The organism is Pseudomonas orientalis (assembly GCF_002934065.1).
GTDB lineage: Bacteria > Pseudomonadota > Gammaproteobacteria > Pseudomonadales > Pseudomonadaceae > Aquipseudomonas > Aquipseudomonas orientalis_A.
The window spans coordinates 1,284,804-1,297,681 of sequence record NZ_CP018049.1 but is presented as its reverse complement, the minus strand read 5'-3'; the positions used below and the strand labels follow the sequence as shown (position 1 = coordinate 1,297,681).

The window sequence follows — 12,878 nt, the reverse complement described above, 5'->3', positions numbered from 1 at the left end:
GAGTGCTAACTGACGGCCGATTCTAGGCCAAGTCCGCCCAAAACGCTCTAGTACAGTCCTTCCCGCGTACGAATACCTGGCTCGCTCCGTGATCATTCACCACACCAATAGTTCGGAAATGACCAATCGTTCACTTTCGACCTTTGACAGCGGTCATTCTTGTCTATATTTTTTCGTTTCCGAATGCTGTAGGAATAGCTCCCGGTATTCGAGCAGTAAGCCGTGGCGCAGGATGGGGATCCTTGTCACGGTGAAAATCGCGCAACCGCCCATTGAGGCAGTGCGCCAGACAAGAACAACAACTGAGGTTTTCCATGACAACTGCTCTTCAACAGCCTTCACTTTCGAGCCAATGCATGGCCGAATTCCTCGGCACTGCGCTGCTGATCTTCTTCGGTACCGGATGCGTCGCTGCGCTCAAGGTCGCGGGTGCGAGCTTTGGCTTGTGGGAAATCAGCATTATCTGGGGCGTCGGCGTCAGCATGGCGATCTACCTGAGTGCCGGTATTTCCGGGGCTCACCTCAACCCGGCGGTGAGTATCGCCCTGTGCATTTTCGCCGATTTCGAAAAGCGCAAACTGCCCTTCTATATCCTTGCCCAAATCGCCGGTGCCTTCTGTTCCGCCGCGCTGGTGTACACGCTCTACAGCAATCTTTTTTTCGATTACGAACAAAGCCATCACATGGTGCGTGGCTCCCAGGCCAGCCTTGAATTGGCCTCGGTGTTTTCCACTTACCCCCATGCATTGCTGAGCACGGCGCAGGCATTCCTGGTGGAAATGGTCATCACGGCGATCCTGATGGGCGTCATCATGGCGTTGACGGACGATAACAATGGCCTGCCACGCGGTCCGCTGGCTCCGCTGCTGATCGGCCTGCTGATCGCTGTGATTGGCAGCGCCATGGGCCCATTGACCGGCTTTGCGATGAACCCGGCGCGGGATTTCGGGCCCAAGCTGATGACCTTTTTCGCCGGCTGGGGTGAAATGGCCTTTACTGGCGGCCGCGATATTCCTTACTTCCTGGTACCGATTTTCGCGCCGATTGTCGGCGCATGCCTCGGCGCTGCCGCGTATCGCGGGCTGATTGCCCGTCATCTGCCGAGCGCCGCACCTGCTATAGCTGAAACACCTGACACGGCTGTCAACGGCAAGACGCGTATTTCCTGATACCGCCGGCCTGGCCCGCACTGCCCCTTTGCGGACCCGGCCGACTCCTTACTTCCTTATTTTCCGTCTAAGGCAATCGACATGACCGACATTCAGAATAAGAACTACATCATTGCCCTTGATCAGGGCACCACCAGTTCCCGCGCCATCATCTTCGATCGTGACGCCAACGTGGTGTGCACCGCCCAGCGTGAATTCACTCAGCACTATCCGCAAGCGGGCTGGGTCGAGCATGACCCGATGGAAATTTTCGCGACCCAGAGCGCGGTGATGGTCGAAGCGCTGGCGCAGGCCGGCCTGCACCATGACCAGGTCGCCGCCATCGGCATCACCAACCAGCGTGAAACCACCGTAGTGTGGGACAAAGTCACCGGCCGCCCGATCTACAACGCGATCGTCTGGCAATGCCGGCGCAGCACCGAGATCTGCCAACAGCTCAAACGCGACGGTCACGAGCAATACATCAATGACACCACCGGCCTGGTCACCGACCCGTACTTCTCCGGCACCAAGCTCAAATGGATCCTCGACAACGTCGAAGGCAGCCGCGAGCGTGCGCGTAACGGTGAACTGCTGTTCGGCACCATCGACAGCTGGCTGATCTGGAAATTTACCGGCGGCAAGACCCACGTCACTGACTACACCAACGCCTCGCGCACCATGCTCTTCAACATCCACACGCTGGAGTGGGATGCGAAGATGCTGGAAATCCTCGACGTACCGCGCGAAATGCTGCCGGAGGTGAAGTCGTCCTCGGAAATCTACGGCCGTACCAAAAGCGGCATCGCCATCGGCGGCATCGCGGGCGACCAACAGGCTGCGCTGTTCGGCCAGATGTGCGTCGAAGCCGGCCAGGCCAAGAACACCTACGGCACCGGCTGCTTCCTGCTGATGAACACCGGCGACAAAGCGGTGAAATCCAAGCACGGCATGCTCACCACCATCGCCTGCGGCCCACGTGGCGAAGTGGCTTATGCCCTGGAAGGCGCGGTATTCAACGGCGGCTCCACCGTACAGTGGTTGCGTGACGAGCTGAAGATCATCGCCGATGCCACTGACACCGAATACTTCGCCGGCAAGGTCAAGGACAGCAACGGCGTGTACCTGGTCCCGGCCTTCACCGGCCTGGGCGCGCCTTACTGGGACCCGTATGCCCGTGGCGCACTGTTCGGCCTGACCCGTGGCGTACGCGTGGATCACATTATTCGCGCCGCCCTGGAGTCGATTGCCTACCAGACCCGTGACGTGCTCGACGCCATGCAACAGGACTCGGGCGAACGCCTCAAAGCCCTGCGCGTGGACGGCGGCGCGGTCGCCAACAATTTCCTGATGCAGTTCCAGGCCGACATCCTCGGCACTCAGGTCGAGCGTCCGCAGATGCGCGAGACCACTGCATTGGGCGCGGCCTACCTGGCCGGTCTGGCGTGCGGCTTCTGGGGCAGCCTGGACGAGTTGCGCGGCAAAGCGGTGATCGAACGCGAATTCGAACCACAGCTGGATGAGGCCTCCAAAGAGAAGCTCTACGCAGGCTGGCAAAAAGCAGTCAGTCGCACCCGCGACTGGGAGCCGCACGAAGGCGCTGAATAAGCCAACGTCAGGTTGTAACTGGCAGGGAGCAGATTCCTGCGTCATCATGGGCCACTTTTGTATGGCAGCCCAAAGGACGCCCCATGAATCTGCCTCCCCGCCAACAACAAATCCTCGAACTGGTCCGCGAACGCGGTTATGTCAGTATCGAGGAAATGGCGCAGCTGTTCGTTGTCACCCCACAAACCATCCGCCGCGATATCAATCAGTTGGCGGACGCCAATCTGCTGCGCCGCTACCACGGCGGCGCGGCCTATGACTCCAGCGTCGAGAACACCGCGTACGCCATGCGTGCCGACCAGATGCGCGATGAAAAGCAGCGTATCGGCGAAGCCATCGCGGCACAGATCCCCGATCACGCCTCGTTGTTCATCAATATCGGCACCACTACCGAATCCATTGCCCGCGCGCTGCTCAATCACCATCACCTGAAAATCATCACCAACAACCTCAACGTCGCCACCATGCTCAGTGCCAAGGACGACTTCGACGTCTTGCTGACCGGCGGCAATGTGCGGCGTGACGGCGGTGTGGTTGGCCAGGCCAGCGTCGATTTCATCAACCAGTTCAAGGTCGACTTCGCGCTGGTGGGTATCAGCGGCATCGATGAAGACGGCAGCCTGCTCGACTTCGACTATCAGGAAGTGCGGGTCTCCCAGGCGATTATCGCCAATGCGCGGCAAGTGATCCTGGCGGCGGACTCCAGCAAATTCGGGCGCAATGCCATGATTCGCTTGGGCCCGATCAGCCTGGTGGACTGCCTGGTCACCGATCAGCAGCCGGTGCCGGCGCTGGTGCAGGTGTTGAATGAACATAAGGTTCGTCTGGAAGTGGTGTAGCGCCTGTACTGACGCCATCGGGGGCAAGCCCCTTCCCACACTTAATATGTAAACACATTCAAATGTGGGAAGGGGCTTGCCCCCGATGGCAGTCTAATCGACACCCATTTCTTGAGCCTTGGCCCTCGGCTCATGTTCACAAATTTTCCTTTTCCCTCCCTTCGATGAGTTTTTTCAATCGATGTCAGGTGGCTGTGCGCGCATTTATCAGCTACCATTTTCGCAAATGAACATTAATGTTCGAATTCCAATACGAAAAGATCGCGAGGCCAGCCGATGAACCCTTCTACCTTGCCTGCTCCACCGCTTGCCGAAGTCTATGACGTGGCCGTAATAGGCGGCGGGATCAATGGCGTCGGCATTGCAGCAGACGCAGCCGGTCGCGGTTTGTCGGTATTCCTTTGCGAAAAGGATGACCTGGCCAGCCACACCTCCTCCGCCAGCAGCAAGCTGATCCACGGTGGCCTGCGCTACCTGGAGCACTACGAGTTCCGTCTGGTACGCGAGGCCCTGGCCGAGCGCGAAGTGCTGTTGGCGAAAGCTCCGCACATCGTCAAGCAGATGCGCTTCGTGCTGCCGCACCGTCCGCACCTGCGCCCGGCCTGGATGATTCGTGCCGGCCTGTTCCTGTATGACCACCTGGGCAAGCGCGAGAAACTGGCCGGTTCCAAAAGCCTCAAGTTCGGCGCCGACAGCCCGCTGAAAAGCGAAATCACCAAAGGCTTCGAATACTCCGACTGCTGGGTCGACGACGCCCGCCTGGTGGTGCTCAATGCCATGGCCGCACGCGAGAAAGGCGCGCATATCCACACCCAGACCCGTTGCATCAGCGCACACCGCAGCAACGGCCTGTGGGAAATGAACATGGAACGCGCCGATGGCAGCCGGTTCTCGATTCGCGCCCGTGCGCTGGTAAACGCCGCAGGCCCGTGGGTCGCCAAGTTCATCAAGGACGATCTGAAGCTGGATTCGCCTTACGGTATCCGCCTGATCCAGGGCAGCCACCTGATCGTGCCGAAACTCTACGAAGGTGCGCATGCGCACATTCTGCAGAACGAAGACCAGCGCATCGTCTTCACGATTCCGTACCTGAATCACCTGACCATCATCGGCACCACCGACCGTGAATACACCGGCGATCCGGCGAAAGTGGCTATCACCGAAGGTGAAACCGACTACATGCTCAAGGTGGTCAACGCACACTTCAAGAAACAGCTGAGCCGTGACGACATCGTCCACACCTATTCGGGCGTGCGTCCGTTGTGCAATGACGAATCGGATAACCCGTCAGCCATTACCCGTGACTACACGCTATCGCTGTCCGGCGGCACCGGCGAGGCACCGATCCTGTCGGTGTTCGGCGGCAAGCTGACCACGTATCGCAAGCTGGCTGAATCGGCCATGGCGCAACTGGCGCCATACTTCACGCAAATGCGCCCAAGCTGGACCGCCAAGGCCAGCCTGCCCGGCGGCGAAGACATGACCACGCCAGAAGCCCTGGCCGAGGCCATTCGCAGCAAGTTCGACTGGCTGCCGGGCGAGATCGCCCGCCGCTGGTCGACCACCTACGGCAGCCGCACCTGGCGCCTGCTAGAAGGTGTGCAGACCCTCGCTGATCTGGGTGAGCACCTGGGAGGCGGGCTTTACACCCGTGAAGTCGATTACCTGTGCGCTGAAGAATGGGTGACGCAGCCTCAGGACGTGCTGTGGCGCCGCACCAAGCTGGGCCTGTTCACCACGACGGCGGAACAGGACAACCTGCAACGCTACCTGTCCAAGGTTGAACAGAGTCGCAGCAAGATCGAAGCGGCCTGACGCCCTGCCGACACTGTAGGAGCGAGCTTGCTCGCGAAAAACCCGAGAGCGCCGCGTTTATCCAGAATAAACGCGGCGCTTTTGCGTTTTTCGCGAGCAAGCTCGCTCCTACCGTCAGCAGGCTTGAGATTCGGTTTTCCGAACGCTATACAGCCTCTCCATTCGGTTAGCCGTACCCAGGATGCAAAGCGCAACCGTCATACAAAGTTAATATTCATATAAATCATGCAGTTAAGCTTTTAATTGCCGTATGGCACGACTCATGCTCTACACTTCCTGACGATTGCCCGAGACGCCTCAGGAGCCGTCAAGGCATTCGCTGTACAAGAGAGCCGTTTAGCTGGCTTCATAAAAAAAACAAATGTCGAGGAAGTATTGATGCGCATCGTTCCCCATATCCTGGGCGCAGCTATCGCTGCTGCTCTGATCAGCACTCCAGTTTTCGCCGCCGAACTCACCGGCACGCTGAAGAAAATCAACGACTCCGGCACTATTACTCTCGCTCACCGCGACAGCTCCATCCCGTTTTCCTACATTGCGGATGGTTCGGGCAAGCCTGTCGGCTACTCCCACGACATTCAGCTGGCCGTCGTCGAAGCCCTGAAAAAAGACCTGAACAAGCCAGACCTGAAGGTCAAGTACAACCTGGTGACCTCGCAAACCCGTATCCCGCTGATCCAGAACGGTACCGCGGACCTTGAGTGTGGCTCCACCACCAACAACGCCGAACGCGCCCAGCAAGTTGATTTCACCACCAACATCTTCGAAATCGGCACCCGCCTGCTGGTCAAGAAAGACAAGGAAGGCAAGCCGTCCTACGCCGACTTTGCCGACCTGAAAGGCAAGAACGTCGTGACCACCGCCGGCACCACGTCCGAGCGCATCATCAAGGCGATGAACGCCGACAAGCAGATGGGCATGAACGTCATCTCCGCCAAAGACCACGGCGAATCCTTCCAGATGCTCGAAAGCGGCCGCGCCGTTGCGTTCATGATGGACGACGCCCTGCTGGCCGGTGAAGAAGCCAAGGCCAAGAAGCCGGACGACTGGGTCATCACCGGTACTCCGCAGTCCTTCGAAGCCTATGCGTGCATGGTCCGCAAGGGCGACCCGGACTTCAAGAAAGCCGTGGATGACGCCATTGTCGGCCTGTACAAGTCCGGCGAGATCAACAAGATCTACGCCAAGTGGTTCGAAAGCCCGATCCCACCGAAAGGCCTGAACCTGAACTTCCCGATGAGCGACAAGGTCAAGGAGCTGATCGCCAACCCAAGCGACAAACCAGCGCCAGAAGTAAAAATCTGATACCTGACTAAGCTTATCGCCTGAGGGAGCCAACCCTCCCTCAGGCGTCTGTTAATACCTGCTGGCTTTAACTTGGAACACTCGACCTGGCGGTTTTCGAGCCGATCGTGTGTGCCTGGCGTTCAACGTCAGGTGGGAAATGGCATTCCCCAAGCGGGTGCTTGTACATCGATCGATTTCGGGGGAGACCCTAATGAATTACAACTGGGACTGGGGCGTGTTCTTCAAGTCCACCGGCGTGGGCAGCGAGACTTATCTCGACTGGTACATCGCCGGCCTGGGCTGGACCATCGCCATCGCTGTCGTGGCATGGATTGTCGCCTTGCTGCTGGGCTCCATTCTGGGGGTCATGCGCACTGTACCGAACCGCCTCGTATCGGGTATCGCGACCTGCTACGTGGAACTGTTTCGTAACGTGCCGCTGCTGGTTCAACTGTTTATCTGGTACTTCCTGGTACCCGATCTGCTGCCGCAGAACCTGCAGGACTGGTACAAGCAGGACCTGAACCCGACTACTTCCGCCTACCTGAGCGTCGTCGTCTGTCTGGGCCTGTTCACCGCCGCCCGTGTGTGCGAACAAGTGCGCACCGGTATCCAGGCGCTGCCACGCGGCCAGGAATCCGCAGCCCGCGCCATGGGTTTCAAGCTGCCGCAGATCTACTGGAACGTGCTGCTGCCCCAGGCCTACCGCATCATCATTCCGCCGCTTACCTCCGAATTCCTCAACGTGTTCAAGAACTCCTCCGTGGCGTCCCTGATCGGCTTGATGGAACTGCTGGCGCAAACCAAGCAGACCGCCGAGTTTTCGGCCAACCTGTTTGAAGCCTTCACCCTGGCCACGCTGATCTACTTCACCCTGAACATGAGCCTGATGCTGCTGATGCGTGTGGTCGAGAAGAAAGTCGCAGTGCCCGGCCTGATCTCCGTGGGGGGTAAATAATGGACTTCGATTTCAGCGGCATCATCCCCGCGATCCCGGGCCTGTGGAACGGCATGGTCATGACCCTGCAACTGATGGTCATGGGCGTGGTGGGCGGCATCATCCTGGGCACGATCCTCGCGCTGATGCGCCTGTCGTCCAGCAAGCTGCTGTCCCGCGTGGCCGGCGCCTATGTGAACTACTTCCGTTCGATCCCGCTGCTGCTGGTCATCACCTGGTTCTACCTGGCGGTGCCCTTCGTGCTGCGCTGGATCACCGGCGAAGACACGCCGATCGGCGCGTTCACCTCGTGCGTCGTGGCGTTCATGATGTTCGAAGCCGCGTACTTCTGTGAAATCGTGCGGGCCGGCGTGCAGTCGATCCCCAAGGGACAGATGGCTGCCGCTCAGGCGATGGGCATGACCTACGGCCAGACCATGCGGCTGATCATCCTGCCGCAGGCGTTCCGCAAGATGACGCCGTTGCTGCTGCAACAGTCGATCATCCTGTTCCAGGACACTTCGCTGGTCTACACCGTGGGCCTGGTGGACTTCCTCAACTCCGCCCGCTCCAACGGCGACATCATCGGCCGTTCCAATGAGTTCCTGATTTTCGCCGGTGTCGTCTACTTCATCATCAGCTTTTCCGCCTCGCTGCTGGTCAAGCGTCTGCAAAAAAGGTTTGCCGTATGATCTCTATCAAGAACATCAACAAGTGGTATGGCGACTTCCAGGTGCTGACCGACTGCAGCACCGAGGTTAAAAAAGGCGAAGTGATCGTGGTGTGCGGGCCGTCCGGCTCGGGCAAATCCACGCTGATCAAGTGTGTCAACGCGCTGGAACCGTTCCAGAAGGGCGACGTAGTCGTGGACGGCACCTCGATTGCCGACCCGAAGACCAACCTGCCGAAACTGCGCTCGCGCGTGGGCATGGTGTTCCAGCACTTCGAGTTGTTCCCGCACCTGACCATCACCGAAAACCTGACCATCGCGCAGATCAAGGTGCTCGGCCGCAGCAAGGAAGAAGCCACCCAGAAGGGCCTGCAACTGCTCGAGCGCGTAGGCCTGTCGGCCCATGCCCACAAGCACCCGGGCCAACTGTCCGGTGGTCAGCAGCAACGTGTGGCGATTGCCCGCGCCCTGGCCATGGACCCGATCGTCATGCTGTTCGACGAACCGACCTCGGCGCTGGACCCGGAAATGGTCAACGAAGTGCTCGACGTGATGGTGCAACTGGCCCAGGAAGGCATGACCATGATGTGCGTGACCCACGAGATGGGCTTTGCGCGCAAAGTGGCCGACCGCGTGATCTTCATGGACGCCGGCAAGATCATCGAAGACTGCCCGAAAGAAGAGTTCTTCGGCGACATCAGCGCCCGCTCCGAACGTGCGCAGCACTTCCTTGAGAAAATCCTGCAGCACTAAGTAAAGCTTCCCCTGCCGAAACCGGGCCAATGTGGGAGGGGGCAAGCCCCCGATAGCGGTGGATCAGTTAAAGGTGTACCGACTGACACACTGCTATCGGGGGCAAGCCCCCTCCCACAGTGGACCACACAGGCTGGCAGCGCTGGTTGACCCAAGGCATCTGTGATGAAATGCGACCCCAATCAATATCGCGCCGCGCCGCCATCACTTGCCGTGAAGCCTCGTCTGATACGCCAACTGTTCCTGCCGCCGTTGATCATCGCCCTGATGATCGGCCTGGGTTATATCGGCTTCTGGGTCAGTGAGTACTACGGCATCCGCACCCTCAGCGACAATGGCGGACGCCAGTTGGAGTTGCATGCCCGCACCGTCGAAAGCGAACTGAGCAAATACACCTACCTGCCCAGCCTGCTTGAGCTGGAATCCAGCGTTTCCCTGCTCCTGGCCGATCCCAGCCAGGAAACCCGCAAGACCGTCAACGATTACCTTGAAGGTCTGAACCGCCGCAGCCGCAGCCGGGCCATCTACGTGATGGACACCACCGGTCGGGTACTGGCCACCAGTAACTGGCGCGACGCCGACAGTTACCAGGGTGAAGACCTGTCCTTTCGCGCCTATTTCCAGAACGCCGTACGCGGCCAGCCCGGGCGTTTCTACGGCATCGGCAGCACCAACGGCGAACCCGGCTACTACCTGGCTCATGGCCTGGAAGAGCACGGCAAGATCATCGGTGTCGCCGTGGTCAAGGTGCGCCTGGAAGCGCTTGAGGAACGCTGGCAGCGCGCGCGCCTCGAGGCCTTTGTCAGTGACGAAAACGGCATCATCATCCTGTCCAGTGATCCGGCACGTCGCCTCAAGGCGGTGCGGCCCCTGAGCGATGACACCCGGGACCGACTGGCGCACAGCCTGCAATATTACTGGGCGACCCTGAACGCACTGGAGCCCCTGGCCCGCGAGCGCTTGAACGAAGGCAGCGAAAAGCTGACGTTCCCGGCCAACAGCGAAGTGGTCAGCGACAAGCACGAAGTCAGCTACCTGGCGCAAACCCGGCCCTTGAATGACACGCCGTGGAATTTCACCCTGCTCACCCCGCTCAATGACCTGCGCCGCGCCGCGATCAATCAGGGCATTCTGGTCGCGGTCGCGTTCGGCCTGGTCGCGTTTTTGCTGATTGCCTGGAATGAGCGACGCAAGGTCATCGCCACCCGTCTTGCCGCGCGGGAAGCCCTGCAGGAAGCCAACAGCCAACTGGAGCGACGGATCGCCGAACGCACCGCCGACCTGCGCGCCAGCAATGAACGCCTCAAGGGCCAGATTCGCGAACGGCGCCAGGCCGAAGAGACCTTGCGCCACGCCCAGGACGAACTGGTGCAGGCCGGCAAACTCGCGGCGATCGGCCAGATGTCCACCAGCATCGCCCACGAATTGAATCAACCCCTGGCCGCGCTGCGTACCCTGTCCGGTAACACCGTGCGTTTCCTCGAACGCGGAGCCCTGGACACCGCGAGCGCCAACCTCAAGACCATCAACGAACTGATCGACCGCATGGGCCGCATCACCGCCAGCCTGCGCTCGTTTGCCCGGCGCGGTGACGACCAGGGCGAGGCGAGCCTGGCCAAGGCCGTGGACGCGGCGTTCCAGGTGCTTGGCGCGCGCCTGGACAGCCTGCCCGTGACCGTGCACCGTGAGTTCGCCAATGCCCAACTGCAGATCGATCAGACACGCCTGGAGCAGATTCTGGTCAACCTGATCGGCAATGCCCTCGACGCGATGCAGGCACAACCGGCGCCGCAGTTGTGGCTGGAAGGCCAGAGCGCCGAGGGCAAATATCGCCTGCGGGTGCGCGATAATGGCCACGGCATCGACGCCGAAGCCCGCAAGCATCTGTTCGAGCCGTTCTTTACCACCAAACCCGGCGAGCAAGGCCTGGGCCTGGGCCTGACCCTCTCCGCGAGCCTCGCGGCCGCCACCGGCGGCAGCCTGGCGGTGGAACACCCGGCCAGTGGTGGTACCGCGTTTGTCCTGAACCTGCCGTTGGCGGGCGCTGAAAAAGTTGAGTCGACATGAATATGCAAGCCCAAGACCTCACTGTCCTGATCGTCGAAGATGACCCCCATGTGCTGCTCGGTTGCCAGCAGGCCCTGGCGCTGGAAGACATTCACAGCATCGGCGTGGGCAGTGCCGAAGAAGCGCTGACGCACATCGGCGAGAACTTTGCCGGCATTGTCATCAGCGATATCCGCCTGCCGGGCATCGACGGGCTGGAGCTGCTGACCCGCCTCAAGGCGCTGGATAAAAGCCTGCCGGTAGTGCTGATCACCGGGCATGGCGACATCTCCATGGCCGTCGGCGCCATGCGCAACGGCGCCTACGATTTCATGGAAAAACCCTTCTCCCCCGAGCGCCTGGTAGAGGTTGCCAGGCGTGCCCTGGAACAGCGCGGGCTGGCGCGGGAAGTCTGGTCGCTGCGCCGCCAGCTGGCCGAGCGCGACTCACTGGAGGGCCGCATCATCGGCCGCTCGTCGGCGATGCAGAACCTGCGCGAACTGATCGCCAACGTCGCCGACACCTCGGCCAATGTGCTGATCGAAGGTGAAACCGGCACCGGCAAGGAGCTGGTCGCGCGTTGCCTGCATGATTTCAGCCGGCGCCATTCCCACCCGTTCGTCGCACTGAACTGCGGCGGACTGCCGGAGAACCTGTTCGAAAGCGAGATATTCGGCCACGAGGCCAACGCCTTCACGGGCGCCGGCAAGCGCCGCATCGGCAAGATCGAACACGCCCATGAGGGCACGCTGTTTCTCGATGAAGTGGAAAGCATGCCGATCAACCTGCAGATCAAATTGCTGCGGGTTCTGCAGGAACGCACCCTCGAGCGCCTGGGTTCGAACCAGAGCGTGGCCGTGGATTGCCGGGTGATCGCCGCCACCAAGTCCGACCTGGACGAACTGAGCCGCGCCAGCCAGTTCCGCAGCGACCTGTACTACCGGCTCAATGTGGTCACCCTGGAACTGCCGCCCCTGCGCGAGCGCCGTGAAGACATCCTGCAGTTGTTCGAACACTTCCTGCAACAATCCTCACTGCGCTTCGATCGCACCGCACCGGAGCTGGACAACCAGACCCTGTCGAGCCTGATGAGCCACGACTGGCCGGGCAACGTGCGCGAACTGCGCAACGTCGCCGAACGCTTCGCCCTGGGCCTGCCCGCCTTCAAGAAAAGCGGTACGGGTAGCAGCACCCAGGGCCTGGCCTTTACCGAAGCGGTGGAAGCCTTCGAGCGCAACCTGCTCAACGATGCCCTGCAACGCAGCGGCGGCAACCTGACCCAGGCCAGCCAGGAACTGGGGATGGCCAAGACCACGCTGTTCGACAAGGTCAAGAAATACGGGTTGAGTCACTGATGGATCTATTTCTGAAAGCCGCGCTTGGCGCTGCGGTAGTGCTGATATTGGCGGCACTGGCCAAGACCAAAAACTATTACATCGCAGGCCTGGTGCCGCTGTTTCCCACCTTTGCGCTGATCGCCCACTACATCGTCGGCAAGGGCCGCTCCGTGGAGGACCTGAAGACCACGATACTGTTCGGGATGTGGTCGATCATTCCGTACTTTGTGTACCTGGCCACGTTGTATGTGGTGGTGGATCGGATGCGGCTGGAGGCGTCGCTCGCAGTCGCGGCGGTGGCGTGGCTGATAGCTGCAACCGTACTGGTCAGCGTGTGGGTACGCCTGCACTCCTGACACACCACAGTCCAACTGTGGGAGGGGGCTTGCCCCCGATAGCGGTGGGTCAGTTGAAGATAAGGTGACTGACACACCGCAA

Annotated in this window: 11 protein-coding genes; all 11 read left to right on the top strand. The window is 60.3% G+C overall.

Annotated features, from left to right (window positions below; translation table 11 throughout):
- Nucleotides 1-314: 314 nt before the first annotated feature.
- The 11 genes from BOP93_RS05675 to BOP93_RS05620 all read left to right on the top strand — a co-directional run bounded on the left by BOP93_RS05675 (nt 315) and on the right by BOP93_RS05620 (nt 12,796).
- Complete coding sequence (locus BOP93_RS05675) at nt 315-1,169, top strand: MIP/aquaporin family protein (RefSeq protein ID WP_104501857.1); 855 nt, start codon at nt 315-317, stop codon at nt 1,167-1,169.
- Between the two features lie 81 nt (nt 1,170-1,250).
- Nucleotides 1,251-2,756, top strand: a complete 1,506-nt coding sequence (glpK, locus tag BOP93_RS05670) for a glycerol kinase GlpK (RefSeq protein WP_104501856.1) — start codon at nt 1,251-1,253, stop codon at nt 2,754-2,756.
- Between the two features lie 83 nt (nt 2,757-2,839).
- Nucleotides 2,840-3,595 carry a DeoR/GlpR family transcriptional regulator gene (locus BOP93_RS05665; RefSeq protein ID WP_057724781.1) on the top strand — a complete coding sequence of 252 codons (756 nt, stop codon included), beginning with the start codon at nt 2,840-2,842 and terminating at the stop codon, nt 3,593-3,595.
- Nucleotides 3,596-3,871: 276 nt separating this feature from the next.
- Entirely contained in the window at nt 3,872-5,410 is a 1,539-nt protein-coding gene (gene glpD / locus BOP93_RS05660) for a glycerol-3-phosphate dehydrogenase (protein WP_104501855.1), read from the top strand.
- A 378-nt stretch (nt 5,411-5,788) separates the two neighbouring features.
- Nucleotides 5,789-6,715 (top strand): glutamate/aspartate ABC transporter substrate-binding protein, encoded by a 927-nt coding sequence (locus tag BOP93_RS05650; RefSeq protein WP_057724779.1) that lies wholly within the window; start codon nt 5,789-5,791, stop codon nt 6,713-6,715.
- Nucleotides 6,716-6,908: 193 nt separating this feature from the next.
- Nucleotides 6,909-7,655 (top strand): amino acid ABC transporter permease, encoded by a 747-nt coding sequence (locus tag BOP93_RS05645; RefSeq protein ID WP_057724778.1) that lies wholly within the window; start codon nt 6,909-6,911, stop codon nt 7,653-7,655.
- Entirely contained in the window at nt 7,655-8,326 is a 672-nt protein-coding gene (locus BOP93_RS05640; protein ID WP_046071144.1) for an amino acid ABC transporter permease, read from the top strand. The genes BOP93_RS05645 and BOP93_RS05640 overlap by 1 nt, the downstream gene beginning before the upstream one ends.
- On the top strand, nt 8,323-9,057 hold the full coding sequence (locus tag BOP93_RS05635) for an amino acid ABC transporter ATP-binding protein (RefSeq protein WP_003231449.1): 735 nt from the start codon (nt 8,323-8,325) through the stop codon (nt 9,055-9,057). The genes BOP93_RS05640 and BOP93_RS05635 overlap by 4 nt, the downstream gene beginning before the upstream one ends.
- A 165-nt stretch (nt 9,058-9,222) precedes the next feature.
- On the top strand, nt 9,223-11,124 hold the full coding sequence (locus tag BOP93_RS05630; RefSeq protein ID WP_104501854.1) for a sensor histidine kinase: 1,902 nt from the start codon (nt 9,223-9,225) through the stop codon (nt 11,122-11,124).
- Nucleotides 11,121-12,458 carry a sigma-54-dependent transcriptional regulator gene (locus BOP93_RS05625; protein ID WP_104501853.1) on the top strand — a complete coding sequence of 446 codons (1,338 nt, stop codon included), beginning with the start codon at nt 11,121-11,123 and terminating at the stop codon, nt 12,456-12,458. Before BOP93_RS05630 ends, BOP93_RS05625 begins: the two co-directional genes overlap by 4 nt.
- Entirely contained in the window at nt 12,458-12,796 is a 339-nt protein-coding gene (locus BOP93_RS05620) for a GlpM family protein (RefSeq protein ID WP_065885984.1), read from the top strand. The genes BOP93_RS05625 and BOP93_RS05620 overlap by 1 nt, the downstream gene beginning before the upstream one ends.
- Nucleotides 12,797-12,878: the final 82 nt, after the last annotated feature.